Source organism: Methylovorus glucosotrophus (assembly GCF_009858335.1).
GTDB lineage: Bacteria > Pseudomonadota > Gammaproteobacteria > Burkholderiales > Methylophilaceae > Methylovorus > Methylovorus glucosotrophus.
Genome location: NZ_VMSE01000001.1, coordinates 1,639,085 through 1,653,347, shown reverse-complemented (window position 1 = coordinate 1,653,347; position 14,263 = coordinate 1,639,085). Strand labels below are relative to the sequence as shown.

The window sequence follows — 14,263 nt, the reverse complement described above, 5'->3', positions numbered from 1 at the left end:
ATGAGTTCCTGGATGGATTCATGTTGCAATTGAGAATCATTATTATATTGCGGCAAGCAATTTATGCGCAATAGTTATGTGGGTCTTTCCCGATGGGAGATCTACCTGTCAGGGCTTTCGTTCGAATCGTATCATCTACCATGCCATAAGAATGGAGTGCTTGGAGATGCGAATATTTGCTGGAAACTGAAGGACGAAAAAGAAAAAACCCGCTGTTACGCGGGTTTTAGGTGTTTTAATGCTGGCTCAGGATCACTCCCACTCAATGGTTGCCGGTGGTTTGCCGGAGATGTCGTAGACGACGCGGTTGATGCCACGGACTTCGTTGATAATGCGGTTGGAGACGCGGCCGAGCAGGCTGTAGGGGAGTTCGGCCCAGTGCGCGGTCATGAAGTCGCTGGTGATGACGGCGCGCAGGGAGACGACGTAGTCGTAGGTGCGGCCGTCGCCCATGACGCCGACGGATTTGACTGGCAGGAAGACGGTAAAGGCCTGGCTGGTGAGGTCGTACCAGCTTTTGCCGCTGACCTCGTCTATGGTGCTGCGCAGTTCTTCGATGAAAATCGCATCTGCCTGACGTAGCAGGTCAGCAAACTCCTGTTTTACTTCGCCCAGAATACGCACGCCAAGGCCGGGGCCTGGGAAGGGGTGGCGATACACCATGTCAGGTGGCAAGCCGAGGGCCACGCCCAGCTGACGAACTTCATCTTTGAACAGGTCGCGCAGGGGTTCCAGCAGTTTCAGGCCCAATTGCTCAGGCAGGCCGCCTACATTATGGTGGCTCTTGATGGTGACGGCTTTTTTGGATTTGGCGCCGCCGGATTCAATCACATCCGGGTAAATCGTGCCTTGGGCGAGGAAGGTGGCACCCTTGTGCCCACCTGTACCTGCCTTGAGCTTGGCGGCTTCAGCCTTGAAAACCTCGACGAACTCACGGCCGATGATCTTGCGCTTGGCTTCCGGGTCACTCACGCCAGCGAGCTGACCCATGAATTGCGCGGTGGCATCCACATGAATCACACGCGCGTGCAGTTGGCCGGCAAACATTTCCATGACCATCTTGCCTTCGTTGAGGCGCAACAGACCGTGATCAACAAACACACAGGTCAGCTGGTCGCCGATGGCACGGTGGATCAGCGCGGCGGCCACGCTGGAGTCGACACCACCGGACAGACCCAGAATGACTTCTTCATCGCCTACTTGCTGGCGAATGCGCTCGACGGCTTCGCTGATGTAGTCACCCATGATCCAGTCAGCGCGGGTCTGGCAGATATCCAGCACAAAGCGGTTCAGCATGGCCTGGCCCTGGCGGGTATGCGTGACCTCGGGGTGGAACTGCACTGCGTAGAATTTGCGCTCTTCATCAGCCATGGCGGCAATCGGCGTGGTGTCGTTGCTGGCAATGACCTTGAAGCCGGGCGGCAGCTCGGTGACCTTGTCGCCGTGGCTCATCCATACCTCCAGCAGGCCATGGCCTTCGCTGTTGGTGCGATCCTGAATCGCATTGAACAGGGCAGAGTGGCCACGTGCACGGACTTCGGCAAAGCCGAATTCGCGCTTGGTGCCTGCTTCTACCTTGCCGCCAAGCTGCTGGGCCATGGTTTGCATGCCGTAGCAGATGCCGAGCACGGGCACGCCCAGCTCAAACACCGCCTGCGGTGCGCGGTCGGTTTCTTCTTCGTACACGCTGGCATGGCTGCCGGAGAGAATGATGCCGTTGGCGCCAAAGTCGCGCACGAAATCATCGGAGACATCACATGGATGAATCTCGCAATAAACATGCGCTTCACGCACGCGACGTGCAATCAGCTGGGTGACCTGGGAGCCAAAGTCAAGGATAAGGATTTTCTGGTGAGCCATGGTATTGAGTGCCATTAAAATGATGAAGGGCAAACGGCTTTAATCAGTATCAAAGCGGTTTGCCCATGCATCAATGCAGGTTGATGTTAGTCGATATGATAGTTTGGAGCTTCTTTGGTGATCTGCACATCGTGTACATGCGATTCGCGCATGCCGGCCGAGGTAATCTGCACAAACTCGGCTTTTTCACGCATTTCGTCTATGCTCTTGCAGCCCACATAGCCCATGGAAGCGCGCAGGCCACCCATCAGCTGGTGAATGACGGCAATCACGCTGCCTTTGTAGGGGACGCGGCCTTCAATGCCTTCCGGTACCAGCTTGTCGGCATTGCCTTCGTTGTCCTGGAAGTAGCGGTCGCTGGAGCCTTTTTGCATCGCGCCAACTGAACCCATGCCACGGTAGGACTTGTACGAACGGCCCTGGAACAGTTCGATTTCGCCTGGGGCTTCTTCTGTACCGGCAAACATGCCGCCCAGCATCACGGAATAAGCACCGGCGGCGATGGCCTTGGAAATGTCGCCGGAGTAGCGGATGCCACCATCGGCAATAAACGGAACGCCAGTGCCGCGCAAGGCTTCTTCAACGTTGGATACGGCGCTGATTTGCGGAACGCCTACACCGGCCACGATACGGGTGGTGCAGATGGAGCCTGGGCCGATACCGACCTTGACGCCATCAGCGCCAGCATCCACCAGTGCAAGTGCAGCCGAAGCGGTGGCGATATTGCCGCCGATCACCTGGACTTGCGGGAAGTTCTGTTTGACCCATTTGACGCGATCCAGCACGCCCTGAGAGTGACCGTGGGCGGTGTCGACCACGATGGCGTCAACGCCGGCTTCTACCAGCGCGGCGACGCGTTCTTCGGTGCCTTCGCCTACGCCGACTGCAGCGCCTACACGCAAGCGACCATGGGCATCTTTACAGGCCAGGGGGTGATCCGTCGATTTCTGAATATCTTTGACCGTAATCAGGCCCTTGAGGTCAAAGGCATCGTTCACGACCAGCACGCGCTCCAGGCGGTGCTTGTGCAGGAGCGCCATGACGGCTTCACGTGGGGCGCCTTCTGGTACGGTGACCAGACGCTCGCGTGGGGTCATGATATTGACGATAGGCTGGTCAAGATTGGTTTCAAAGCGCAAGTCACGGTTGGTGACTATGCCGACCACCTTGGTGCCATCAACGACGGGCAGGCCGGAAATCTTGTGCTGGCGGGTAAGTGCCAGAACATCACGTACGGTCATGTGCGGCTGAATGGTGACGGGATCGTTGACCACGCCGGATTCAAAACGCTTAACGCGAGCCACATGGGCAGCTTGCGTCTGAATGTTCATGTTTTTGTGAATAATGCCCATGCCGCCTTCCTGGGCGAGAGCAATCGCCAGTGGGGCTTCCGTCACGGTGTCCATGGCTGCAGACACAAGGGGGATATTGAGGCGAATAGAGCGGGTGAGCTGGGTGGCGAGGCTTACTTCGCGTGGCAGCACATTGGAGTGTGCCGGTACCAGTAATACGTCATCGAAGGTAAGCGCTTGTTGCAACAGACGCATATAATTTCTTTCCGACAAAAGCTAATTATACCGATTTGCCGTATTTCGGTAAACGACCATCATGCGTTGCCGTATATCAGGTGTCACTTTACGGTTGGTGCAGTGCTGATCCGGCTTGCATGGCGCTATGCGCCACATGGGCCAGCACCCTTGGTCAGGTACGCATTGACGGCAGGCGCCACTGGTTTTACGCTAGGCCTTATCTTAGCCAAGGAATTTTCATGATGCATTCGCGTTTGCTGCTTGTTGCTTTATTACTGTTGCCGATGATGGCGATGGCGGATGTGTATAAATGGAAAGATACCAATGGCACCACGCGGTACTCGGATATCCCTCCGAAAAACCTGCCCTATGAAACCATAGGCGGTGGCAAGATCGCCGCTCCTGCGCCAGCACCGGCCAAGGCCGCACCTGAGGAAGGGGCATCGATCAAGGACCCCAAGCTGTCGAAGGAGATTGATGCCCAGCGTCGCCGCGATGATGCGGAAAGATCCAAAAAGCAGGATCAGCAAAAGCAGGCTGCAGAGAAACAGAAGCAGGATAACTGCGCCACAGCGCGTGGCAATCTCGCCAACTATCAGCAGGGCGGGCGCATTTACAAGATGAATGCCGATGGCGAGCGCGAGTATCTGGATGACAGCGCGATTGACAAAGGCCTCGAAGAGGCCCAGAAGCAGGTGGATAAATACTGCAAGTAGGCCCAAGATACAATAAGGCCAGCCTGGCTGGCTGACCAGAACAAGCGGTGGCGATATTGCCACCGCTTTTTTGTTAGCGTTTTTTCAGATCCCGACCTTCTGCGACGCGCTTCCTGCGTATGTCTTTGGGGTCGGCAATCAGCGGACGGTAAATCTCGACTCTGTCCCTTGCCCGCAAGGGGGTTTGCAAACTGGCATGCTTGCCGAAAATCCCAATCTTGTTAACGCCGAGATCAATCTGCGGGAACTCCGTCAAAATGCCGGAATGCCGGATAGCATGTTCTGCTGTTGCGCCGCTCTCCACCATGAGGGGGATAATGCGTTGCCTATCAGGCTCGGCATAGGCGACTTCAACCAGTATTTGCGGGCTGGAATCCATGGTGGCGTTTACCGGTAAACCTCGTCGGCGCGCACAACAAAGGCATCGACGAAGGTGTTGGCAATGTGGCTGAATACCGGCGAAATCAGCTTTTCCAGCAAGCCATTCGAAAATTCATAGCTTAGCCGGAACTCAATCTTGCATGCTTCTTCTGCCAGCGGAATAAAGCGCCATACCCCCTCCAGATGGCGGAAAGGGCCATCCTTCAGCCGTATTTCCATGATGGTGGGGTAGGTCTTGATATTCTGGGTGGTGAAGTGCTGCTTGATGCCGTGATAATCAATGCGCAGCGTGGCGGTAGTGGATTCCTCGTCGCGCTGGATGACTTCGGTGCCACCACACCAGGGCAAGAAGGCGGGATAGTTTTCGACGGCATCCACCAGCGCATACATGCGCTCGCAGGAGTGCGGGACCAATACTGTTTTTTCAACCTGAGCCATCGGAGCTTTGCAACTGGAGTAAAATGGCAATTTTAAGCCATATTCCCGGTGCGGCACCATAAACTTTGACCATGGCGGCATGGTCATGTGGATATGCATCACCGGAACGGATAGACATGAGCATTGCACAGAACAAAAAAGCATTTCACGATTATTTCATCGAGGAAAAATACGAAGCGGGCATTGTGCTGGAAGGCTGGGAAGTCAAAGCCATACGGGATAACCGTATCCAGCTGAAAGAAGCTTACGTCATCATCCAGCGCGGGGAGATTTACCTGATTGGCTGCCATGTCACGCCATTGGGTTCTGCCTCAACGCACGTTCGGCCAGATGCCATTCGTACCCGCAAGCTGCTGCTACATTCGGAAGAAATTGCCAAGCTGATCGGCAAGGTGGAACGCGCTGGCTATACGCTGGTGCCGCTTGATTTGCATTTCACCCGGGGGCGCATCAAGCTGCAGATCGGGCTGGCCAAGGGCAAAAAGCAATATGACAAGCGTCAGACCGAGAAAGAACGCGACTGGAAGATGGAGCAGAATTCGCTGATGAAACGTCACGTCAAATCGCAGGCTTGATGGCCTCTCAGGCCTGCGCTCCCAGCATGAAGCTGAGCTGCATATGAACAAACTCGGCTGGACGTTGAGTGGCAACCCCGATCTCCAGCCGCACCCGCCCATCTGCCACATCTTGCAGGGTCATGGTCAGCCCTTGACCCACCCGCACAAAAAAAGCCTGCTCGGGCTTTTCCCCTGTAAACACACTGTTACGCCATAACATCATCAGAAACGTCTCGACGCTTGATTGCAGTGTTTGGCAGGTAGCGGGCGTGTTTTCTTCAAATGTCAGCCAGCCGGAGCTGCGGCGGATGCAGGTTTCTATCCAGGTACACAAGCGTCTGGTAGGTACATAACGCCATTCATTGTCGTTACCCGCCAGCGTGCGTGCACCCCATACCAGCGTGCCCTTGTGCGTGAAAAGCCGGATGGGGTTGATGGACTTGCCGCGCATCACATCCACATTCATGGTTTCGTAATCCGCCACCGGCAGCTCCACGGCAGGAGCGTTGACCAGCGACAGTGTCATGTTGGCGGGAGCCTTCCAGATGCCGCGGTTGCGATCCTGGGCGGCATAGCATCCGGCGATGGCACCGGACGGTGGCAGTACCCGCGGCTGGGCATGAATGGCGGCAATGACGGCGGTATACAAAGCCCGATGATGCGCAAACAGATTGGACAGCGACAGCTCGCTGCCATCGGCCAGAGTGACCTGGATATTGGGCTCATCCAGCCTGCGCGGCAGGTTGACCAAAAGATGAGGCGCATACACCGCTCCCCAGCTCAGATGCTGCTGACCTATGCCCTGTTCCCGGTATATTTCCAGGCCCTCATGAAAATGCTGCGCCAGGCTGGAGGTATTGCCCGGAGCGGGTTTGAACAGCATATCGAGAATCACAAAGCGATCATGGCAGGTGGCGGCATGGGACAAGGCAGCATCGGCCAGGGTGCGATAGTCATCCAGGCTGAGTGCCTGCATTTCGGGGATGACGATGAGGTCTACGCCCTGCATGGTGGCCGCGATATCCAGGCCTGCCTGCAACTCCGCTAATTGCAGTGTCTCATTGGCTGTTTTGAATCTGCCGACGGAGATTACCCAGCAATCCTGCCCGCCATTGGCAAAAAACAGTTCCAGGCTGTCATGCAGCACATGCGGGCTGGTCGATTGCACCTGCGCTGCGGCTGTGCCGTCGGCCTTGATGGAGACTGCAAAGCCGCTTTCGGGATACGCACTGCCGAATAGCTGGATGAATTCCCATTGATGACTGATACGGCGAGGGACGAGAGTGAGCGGCTCCTGCGAGGTGCCGGCGAGCTCGGTATAGCCGATGAATACCGGTACTCCGCTCGCCATGGCTTCAATGGCGGGCGGAGTTGAGGATGTTTCTTGCACATACACGCCAGGCGTGATGTATTCCTTAGGCATGCTCATGATCTCGCGCGGATTTCAAGCCGCCATCATACTCGCTTGTGCGCGGTGTCTTGCTATGTGCTCCGATGGCGATCAAGCCGCTATCTGCACGACATTGTTTTCCAGCGCCTGCTGGTAGTTGTATATTTTCTTCCAGAGACTTTGCGTGGATAACACAATGAGCAGGTTGTCTTTGCCACTATCGGATTTAACCCGGGTGACGCCCTCGGCTGGAGTGTTGCCGATGGAGAAGATGGTCGCGATAAGCTCAATATTCGAAGGCACAATCGATGGAATCTCGCCCAGTGCGCTGACCAGAATACCAAAGCGCGGGGATTCCTCCGTTGCTTCAATCACAATCACCTGGCGATTTTCCGGCGCTGTGTGGCACTCGGTATTGATCAGCTTGGCCAGATTCAGCACCGGAATCACGCCACCTCTATGCTGCATCATACCCTCAAGGATATGGGCGCTTTCTGGCAGCTGCTTGATGTTTTCAGGTTGCACCGCCTCAAGTACCTGACCGGCAGGCAAGGCCATCCATTCGTTGCCGACATAGAAAGTGGCGTACTCTTCTGCGCCCGCGACCGGTGTGCTGCTGGAGGTAGGCTTGAATTGCGTGTGCTGATAGGTATTGTCGGAGGTGATCATGGCATCGATATCCGCCGCATTGCCCAGGGGGATGAAGATCAGCGCCGTCACCGGATTCTGGTAGGGGTCATTCGGTCCCTTGAACTCGCGATAGCCTGAGGATGCACGGGCGCCGACAGCGTAATAGCGGCCTTCATGCAGCACGATATCGAACGCCGCTTCGCCCGGTGCCAGCTTGCACAGGGCAGGCTGGATGGTAAATGTGCTGCCCACGCTGAATGCAGGAAGGGTGGAGGAGATGACCTGCAAATCGCCGTCTACATAAAGCGTGAAACTGCCTGGGATAGGCTCGCCGGCTGTATCGCGCGGCAAGGCATCTGTCAGCATGGCGGAGAATTGCGGGGCGCTGTCAAACACAATGCCGATACCGCCGACGATGCCAACGTCGTCTTCTGAACGAATGGCGGCGGCGTAAATGTAGGTTGGCTTGTTTTTGTACAGCGGGGTGGCCTCAAAGCGCGACACCACGTAATCCTGCGAGCTGCGCAGCCCTCTCAGGCGCGACATCCATTCGGCTTCGATGAATGTGCCTACACAATCGTTGTAGGCCGGATTGGAAACGGCGATGATCTCGCCCTGACGGTCGAAGACCACCAGATTGGCATACACCGTGTACAAGCCATTGATGTACGACAGCACTTTTTCAATCGCGGCGACATCGCTGCGGGAGCGGTTGCTGTGGCTGAGCAATTGACGGAAGGTCGTCGTCAATGCCCACCAGCGACAGTCGTTGGCGCGCTCATACAGGTTGCGATCCATGATATCGACGGCGAGCGACGCAAAGAAACGCGAGTTTTCCAGCATGACCGATACCACCGTCTGATAGAGGTCAGACACGGTAGTCTCAATGACATGTTGCGTCTTGAAGCCGGTATTGCTGATTTCCCACAACAAGGTCTTGGAAAAGCTGGATTGATGCGCGGTCTGGCCAGATTCGCGTTTCTGCCAGATATTGCCGTTCCAGACCGACTGATTGAGGCGGTTCTGGATGGTGGATGCCTGCTTGGGAATGCCCAGCAGCGTTTGCGAGAATAGCAGGGGGCTGCGCATCACCTTGGCGAGCAGCTTTTTATCAATGCCGGCGACAGAGGTCGCAATATCGCCATCAAACGCATGCTCCAGCGGAATCATGGCGTGACCAATCCAGCCTGGTCCCATATAGCCCTGATAGCCCTTGGTTTTGCAGGTAACGGCGATGTATTCACGCCCGGCAAAGCGGGTCAGCAGATAGTCCTTGTCGGCGGCCACTTCAAGCGGGGCACCAATCGGGATCTGATATTTGTCGCTGCTGGCGACGACGCACCCTTTTTGATCCAGCAACAAGCCCACGGCCCAATCCTGGTGCGTGATCAGGTCGCCGAACACGCCTTCCATTTCGTTTTCAAAACGGAAGCACAGGCATAGCACGCCAGCCACGCGCTGGTTGGTGGTGGTCACGCGATACGCATAGATCAGGCTGGTGTTCTGCTCAGGCAGCAGATCGGTTTTGCGGAACACTTCCACATAGGCTTCCGTGGTCTCCAGCGCCTCGGCAATCAAGGCGTCCTGGCTCTGTGTCACGGGGTTTTTCTCATCCAGCTGTACCAGCACATTGCCATCGGTATCGAGCAGGATGATGTTGGAGTAAACCGAGTATTTTTTGACGTATTCGCGAAAGCGATGGCGCAGGGCATCCAAATCCGAGGGGTAGGCGGAGCCACTGAAATGTTTGTCCAGAAATGCACGGATGTCATCGTCAGTCGCCAGGAAACCGATGTCTGCGGTGCGCTCAAACAGGTTACGCACCACAATGTCCACGGTTACCTGGGCTTTGGAGGTGAGCGAGGTAACGGTCTTGTCCAGCGTTTCCTCGGCCAGACTATTCAGCACATCATTGGTCACCTGGCTGAAGGCCTGGCGGGTTTCTGTCATGTCGGTCCCGGTACCCGAAAGCTGGCTCAGCAGGGAAAGGTTGTCCCATACATTCTGCAGTTGCTGCAAGCCATCCCGATAACGGTTAAGACTGACCATGCTGTCTATCATGTGACAGTGGCTGCTGGGGATTTGATCGGTAGGCATAAGAGACTCACTTTCTTGTTTGGGTACGGCGCGTAGTAAAGATATAGCAAAACTTGTGCCCGTTGAGGTTGACACACGAACTATTGTCATAATTGCCTGAATCTGGCAGCGGGATTTTTCGTTATTTACACAAGCGAAGCTCAGCTGTTGCCTAAGCTCAATACGATGCAATTAGCCACTTGCTAGGAAAGTGAGTTGAACGAACGTACAATAACTTCATGCAGCTAAAACAGAAGTTGGAGATACTGGCGGATGCCGCCAAATACGATGCCTCGTGTGCCTCCAGCGGCACCGAGCAGCGCAACTCGCGCGATGGCAAAGGCATAGGCTCCACTACGGGCATGGGCATTTGTCATAGCTATGCGCCGGATGGTCGGTGTATTTCGCTATTGAAAATTCTGCTCACCAATTTTTGCCTGTATGACTGCGTGTATTGCGTTAATCGGGTGACCAGCAATGTGCCTCGGGCCCGCTTCAGTATTGATGAGGTGGTGCAGCTCACCCTGTCGTTTTATCGCCGAAACTATATCGAAGGTCTGTTCCTCAGCTCCGGCATAATCCAGAGCCCGGATTACACCATGGAGCAAGTGGTGGAAGTGGCACGCATACTGCGTGAAGAGCATGATTTTCGGGGTTACATTCATCTGAAAACCATCCCCGATGCCAGCCCGGAATTGCTGGCGCGCGCCGGGCGGTATGCCGACCGGCTCAGCATCAACATTGAACTGCCGACGGCGGCAAGCCTGTCGACCCTGGCACCAGAAAAAGATGGCGTGGCGATTCGTGTTTCCATGGGCAAATTGCGCGAGCGCATTGATGCGAGCAAAGATAAAACCCTGACGGGCAAGCGCCCGCCGCGCTTTTCACCTGGAGGCCAAAGCACCCAGATGATCGTCGGTGCAGATGCCACGGATGACAGGACTATCCTGAATACCAGCGCCGATCTTTATGGCCAGTATCGCCTGCGGCGCGTGTATTACTCGGCTTTCAGCCCTATCCCCGATGCTAGCCCGGTGCTTCCCTTGCAATCACCGCCGCTGGTGCGCGAGCACAGACTGTATCAGGCCGATTGGCTGATGCGGTTTTACGGATTTGAATCGCATGAAATCATTACCGGTGAGCAAGGCATGCTGGCTCTGGACATGGACCCGAAGACCGCCTGGGCCTTGCAGAATCGCGCCATGTTCCCGGTTGATATCAACCGTGCTCCTAAAGCTACCTTGTTGCGGGTGCCCGGCCTGGGTGTGCGTAATGTGCAACGCATTCTGGCTGCACGCCGTGTCAGGGCTGTACGGCTGGATGATCTGGTGCGCATGCGGGCGCCGGTCAACCGCATGCTGCCGTTCATTCAAGTGCCTGACCATCACCCCGGCGCCACGCTGGATGCAGCCAGCCTGCCTGCCCAGCTGAAAGAAACACCAGCCATGCCGCAGCAACTGGGATTATTCCTGTAGTTGAAATGGAAACGGTTTATCTACAGCATGAAACCGATATGGATGGCTGGCGCGATGCGGCACGCCGTCTGATTCTGGCAGGCGTGGCCCCGCACGATGTGCACTGGTGTGTGCGGCCGACCGAGGAGTCCATCGTCCAAGGGGATATATTTGCCATGGCCTCCGTCAAGTCAGTACCTGACACGCAGGCGCCACCCGCCAAAGACGGCCAGCGGTTGATGGTGTCCAAGCAGTTTATTGAGCTTGCGCGCATGGTTATTTTGCATGCTGCGACTGAGCGGTTCGGCTTGCTTTACCGGGTGCTCTGGCGTTGCCAGCGTGAGCGCGGGTTGATGCGCCTGACGGGGGATGCCGATGTTGCCCGCCTGCATGCCATGGCAAAAGCGGTGGGGCGCGACAAGCACAAGATGAAAGCCTTTGTCCGCTTTCGCGAAACCGTTGTGGAAGTGCGGACACGTTACCTGGCCTGGTTTGAGCCCGAACATCACATTATTGCGGCGATCGCGCCTTTCTTTATTGGCCGATTCACCAGCATGGATTGGACCATCATGAGCCCGCGCATGGGCATGCATTGGGATGGCAAAGCCTTGCAGTTTTTGCCCGGCGGCATGCCGGAGGCCTTGCCCGAAGAGGATGCTAGTGAGGCGCTATGGCTGAGTTACTACCGGCATATTTTCAATCCGGCGCGGCTCAAGCTCAAGGCCATGCAAAAGGAAATGCCCAAGAAATACTGGCACAACCTGCCCGAAGCCGAGCTGATTGAAGAGCTGATTGCGGAGGCGGGGGCACGTACCCAGGCCATGCTGGAAAGACCGCCTGAAGCGCCAAGGCGGAAAATTGTCGGCTACAAACGCAAGCCTGATTGACGGGGTTAAGGGATGTATTCGGACAATAAAAAAGGGAGCCTGAGCTCCCTTTTTTGCATGGTGCATGCCACCATGAAATGCTGTGTATTGCTTACTTGACGCGGTTCTTGTATTCCAGCGTACGGGTGTCGATTTCGATCTTGTCGCCGATGTCACAGAACAAAGGCACTGGCAGTTCAAAACCGGTGGAGATACGGGCTGGCTTCATGACCTTGCCGGAGGTGTCGCCCTTGACCGCTGGCTCGGTGTAGGTGATTTCGCGAACAACGGAGTTTGGCAGTTCAACCGAGATAGGCTTGCCGTTGTAGAACACCACTTCACATTGCATGCCGTCTTCCAGGAAGTTCAGGGCATCGGCCATGGTTTCGGCTTCGATTTCGTACTGGTTGTATTCGGTATCCATGAACACGTACATCGGGTCAGCAAAGTAGGAGTAGCTCACTTCCTTCTTTTCCAGCACGACAACATCAAACTTGTCATCGGCTTTGTAAACCGCTTCGCTCGGGGATTCGGTGAGCAGATTCTTGAATTTCATCTTGACCACGGAAGAGTTGCGGCCCGATTTGCTGTATTCGGCTTTGAGTACGACCATGGGATCGTTACCCACCATAAATACGTTGCCTACGCGAAGTTCCTGAGCTGTTTTCATGTGTTGTCCTGCGACCTTAAAAAGGGTGAAGTGTAAAAAGCCGCGAATTATACCCTAGATTATTGAAAATTTCTCACAAAAATCACCAGCTTGGCCGCCAGATCGTCTTGTGCAGCAAGGGCTTGCGATTGCTGGCTGGCATGCTGCTGAATGGCGGGCAAGGCATGCGCCAGCCGGGACCAGCTATCGGCTGCCAGTTGCTCTTGTGCCCATTGCCGATGAAACGTGGCCCAGACATCCGCCGCAGCTGTTCCCAAAGGCGGAAGGTAACGTTGCAAAAATGCTTCGAGTTTAACCAGATGCGTATCTTCGCTCTGGATATAAGGTTGCCAGACGAAGGGCCGTCCTGCCCAGATGGCGCGGATCCAGCTGTCTTCACCGCGCACAAAGTTGAGGTCGCACGACCACAAGAGCTGGTCATACTCCGCCTGCCTGAGAAACGGCAGGATATGGACACTTAGTGAACCTTGCGAGTAATGATCGCCAGGCTGGAGTGTTTCTGTGTCGAAAAACTGGCTGACAGGCGCCAGCAGGCTACTTTCCGGTATCAGGCACACCACCGGTCTGTCGCCACTCGCCATGGCGGTGAACAAGCCCGCAATGTTGGCTTGCGGATAGGCAAACAGGGAAACCCGCAAGGCATCGGCAGGGCTTGCCATGACGCTGAACGTGGCAGAAGACCCAGCTTGCGCGGCATCTCTCTCTTTCATTAAGTGGCGCTCGCGCAATAGCCCACCGGTGTTTTCCGTAAAGCCAGGGAAGAAAAACGTCTTCTTGAGCGCAAGTCGGGGGTGAGGGGAGGGTTGCAGGTGGAACTCTTCCACCCAGGCTTCGGCGCTGAGATATTCCAGGTTGATCCACACCGGCGGCTGCGCCGCCATGGCGTTGATGTAGGGGTCGGGCAACTCGCAGGCAAAGGCTTCAATCACCACGTCGGCTATCCGGTCAAACTGGAAGTCTGGCGACCAGTGCGCGATGGTAACGCCATCCAGCACTTGCTCGGCCAGCTGCGTATCCAGCGCGGGCAGCAGACGTTGTGCCACCGGCAAAGCATCAACCCACAGCCTGACATCCAGCGCATATTCATGGGCCAGTTGGCGTGCCAGCCGCCAGCAAACGCCGATGTCGCCGTAGTTATCGACGATGCGGCAGAAGATATCCCAGCGTTGTCGCTTGTCTGTCATGCGTGCGTTTTCGCTCAGCTTTCCGGCGGGCTGTAACGGATATCAATGATTTCGTAGCTTTCCTCACCGGCGGGCGTCTGCGCGCGAACCACATCGCCGATCTGCTTGCCCAGCATGGCGCGCGCGAGCGGCGATATCCAGCTGATATAGCCGCGGGTGGGGTCGAGCTCATTCTGACCGACGATGCGGTAATGGTGTTCGATGTCGCGCTCCAGTGAGTAAAGCGATACCCAGGCACCAAAAAACACTTTCTCCAGCGACTGCTGCTCCTTGGGGTCGACGATCACGGCCAGGTCCATGCTTTTCATCAGAAACCGCAAGCGCGAGTCGATCTGGCGCAACCGTCGTTTGCCATAGATGTAATCGCCGTTTTCGCTGCGGTCGCCATTGCTCGCTGCCCACGAGACATCGCTCACGACCTTGGGGCGCTCAATTTTATAAAGCTGTTCGAATTCCGCCTTGAGGGTGGCGTAGCCTTCCGGCGTAATGTAATTTTTCTGGTCTGCCATATC

13 protein-coding genes are annotated in these 14,263 nt (G+C 55.9%); 4 read left to right on the top strand and 9 right to left on the bottom strand.

Annotated elements, in window-relative coordinates; translation table 11 throughout:
- Positions 1 to 252 precede the first annotated feature (252 nt).
- Positions 253 to 1,860, bottom strand: a complete 1,608-nt coding sequence (gene guaA / locus FNL37_RS07725; RefSeq protein ID WP_159355718.1) for a glutamine-hydrolyzing GMP synthase — start codon at positions 1,858 to 1,860, stop codon at positions 253 to 255.
- An 86-nt stretch (positions 1,861 to 1,946) separates the two neighbouring features.
- A complete protein-coding gene (guaB, locus tag FNL37_RS07720; RefSeq protein WP_015829966.1) occupies positions 1,947 to 3,407 on the bottom strand; it encodes an IMP dehydrogenase in 1,461 nt (486 codons plus the stop codon).
- A 221-nt stretch (positions 3,408 to 3,628) separates the two neighbouring features.
- On the opposite strand from guaB, the gene FNL37_RS07715 reads away from it, so the two are divergent.
- A complete protein-coding gene (locus tag FNL37_RS07715) occupies positions 3,629 to 4,105 on the top strand; it encodes a DUF4124 domain-containing protein (RefSeq protein WP_013442086.1) in 477 nt (158 codons plus the stop codon).
- 73 nt (positions 4,106 to 4,178) lie between these two features.
- Here the strand turns inward: FNL37_RS07715 and FNL37_RS07710 are convergent, their stop codons facing one another.
- Both FNL37_RS07710 and FNL37_RS07705 read right to left on the bottom strand, forming a co-directional pair.
- On the bottom strand, positions 4,179 to 4,484 hold the full coding sequence (locus FNL37_RS07710; RefSeq protein ID WP_159355717.1) for an RnfH family protein: 306 nt from the start codon (positions 4,482 to 4,484) through the stop codon (positions 4,179 to 4,181).
- Positions 4,485 to 4,492: 8 nt separating this feature from the next.
- On the bottom strand, positions 4,493 to 4,924 hold the full coding sequence (locus tag FNL37_RS07705; RefSeq protein WP_013442088.1) for a type II toxin-antitoxin system RatA family toxin: 432 nt from the start codon (positions 4,922 to 4,924) through the stop codon (positions 4,493 to 4,495).
- Between the two features lie 116 nt (positions 4,925 to 5,040).
- On the opposite strand from FNL37_RS07705, the gene smpB reads away from it, so the two are divergent.
- Positions 5,041 to 5,499, top strand: a complete 459-nt coding sequence (smpB, locus tag FNL37_RS07700) for an SsrA-binding protein SmpB (protein ID WP_013442089.1) — start codon at positions 5,041 to 5,043, stop codon at positions 5,497 to 5,499.
- A 7-nt stretch (positions 5,500 to 5,506) separates the two neighbouring features.
- Here the strand turns inward: smpB and FNL37_RS07695 are convergent, their stop codons facing one another.
- Together FNL37_RS07695 and FNL37_RS07690 are read right to left on the bottom strand one after the other, a co-directional pair.
- A complete protein-coding gene (locus FNL37_RS07695) occupies positions 5,507 to 6,910 on the bottom strand; it encodes a phage tail sheath family protein (protein ID WP_159355716.1) in 1,404 nt (467 codons plus the stop codon).
- Between the two features lie 72 nt (positions 6,911 to 6,982).
- The gene (locus FNL37_RS07690) at positions 6,983 to 9,598 is read right to left on the bottom strand and encodes a chemotaxis protein CheW (protein WP_159355715.1); all 2,616 of its coding nucleotides are present in this window, start codon (positions 9,596 to 9,598) and stop codon (positions 6,983 to 6,985) included.
- Positions 9,599 to 9,816: 218 nt separating this feature from the next.
- Here FNL37_RS07690 and FNL37_RS07685 point away from each other — a divergent pair, with 218 nt between their 5' ends.
- Together FNL37_RS07685 and FNL37_RS07680 are read left to right on the top strand one after the other, a co-directional pair.
- Entirely contained in the window at positions 9,817 to 11,052 is a 1,236-nt protein-coding gene (locus FNL37_RS07685; protein WP_159355714.1) for a putative DNA modification/repair radical SAM protein, read from the top strand.
- A gap of 5 nt (positions 11,053 to 11,057) precedes the next feature.
- Positions 11,058 to 11,918 (top strand): TIGR03915 family putative DNA repair protein, encoded by an 861-nt coding sequence (locus tag FNL37_RS07680; protein ID WP_159355713.1) that lies wholly within the window; start codon positions 11,058 to 11,060, stop codon positions 11,916 to 11,918.
- A 91-nt stretch (positions 11,919 to 12,009) separates the two neighbouring features.
- On the opposite strand, the gene efp is transcribed toward FNL37_RS07680, so the two are convergent.
- From efp to greB, 3 genes are read right to left on the bottom strand one after another with little or no spacing between them, the layout of a single operon-like run.
- Positions 12,010 to 12,567 (bottom strand): elongation factor P, encoded by a 558-nt coding sequence (gene efp / locus FNL37_RS07675; RefSeq protein WP_013442094.1) that lies wholly within the window; start codon positions 12,565 to 12,567, stop codon positions 12,010 to 12,012.
- 59 nt (positions 12,568 to 12,626) lie between these two features.
- Positions 12,627 to 13,751 (bottom strand): elongation factor P maturation arginine rhamnosyltransferase EarP, encoded by a 1,125-nt coding sequence (gene earP / locus FNL37_RS07670; protein ID WP_159355712.1) that lies wholly within the window; start codon positions 13,749 to 13,751, stop codon positions 12,627 to 12,629.
- Between the two features lie 14 nt (positions 13,752 to 13,765).
- On the bottom strand, positions 13,766 to 14,260 hold the full coding sequence (gene greB / locus FNL37_RS07665; protein WP_041370008.1) for a transcription elongation factor GreB: 495 nt from the start codon (positions 14,258 to 14,260) through the stop codon (positions 13,766 to 13,768).
- Between the last annotated feature and the right edge of the window lie 3 nt (positions 14,261 to 14,263).

Coding starts and splice junctions, on each gene's coding strand:
- FNL37_RS07710 (WP_159355717.1), bottom strand. CDS start 4,484: ATGGATTCCAGCCCGCAAATACTGGTTGAAGTCGCCTATGCCGAGCCT.
- guaB (WP_015829966.1), bottom strand. CDS start 3,407: ATGCGTCTGTTGCAACAAGCGCTTACCTTCGATGACGTATTACTGGTA.
- efp (WP_013442094.1), bottom strand. CDS start 12,567: ATGAAAACAGCTCAGGAACTTCGCGTAGGCAACGTATTTATGGTGGGT.
- guaA (WP_159355718.1), bottom strand. CDS start 1,860: ATGGCTCACCAGAAAATCCTTATCCTTGACTTTGGCTCCCAGGTCACC.
- FNL37_RS07705 (WP_013442088.1), bottom strand. CDS start 4,924: ATGGCTCAGGTTGAAAAAACAGTATTGGTCCCGCACTCCTGCGAGCGC.
- earP (WP_159355712.1), bottom strand. CDS start 13,751: ATGACAGACAAGCGACAACGCTGGGATATCTTCTGCCGCATCGTCGAT.
- FNL37_RS07680 (WP_159355713.1), top strand. CDS start 11,058: ATGGAAACGGTTTATCTACAGCATGAAACCGATATGGATGGCTGGCGC.
- FNL37_RS07685 (WP_159355714.1), top strand. CDS start 9,817: ATGCAGCTAAAACAGAAGTTGGAGATACTGGCGGATGCCGCCAAATAC.
- FNL37_RS07715 (WP_013442086.1), top strand. CDS start 3,629: ATGATGCATTCGCGTTTGCTGCTTGTTGCTTTATTACTGTTGCCGATG.
- greB (WP_041370008.1), bottom strand. CDS start 14,260: ATGGCAGACCAGAAAAATTACATTACGCCGGAAGGCTACGCCACCCTC.
- smpB (WP_013442089.1), top strand. CDS start 5,041: ATGAGCATTGCACAGAACAAAAAAGCATTTCACGATTATTTCATCGAG.
- FNL37_RS07690 (WP_159355715.1), bottom strand. CDS start 9,598: ATGCCTACCGATCAAATCCCCAGCAGCCACTGTCACATGATAGACAGC.
- FNL37_RS07695 (WP_159355716.1), bottom strand. CDS start 6,910: ATGAGCATGCCTAAGGAATACATCACGCCTGGCGTGTATGTGCAAGAA.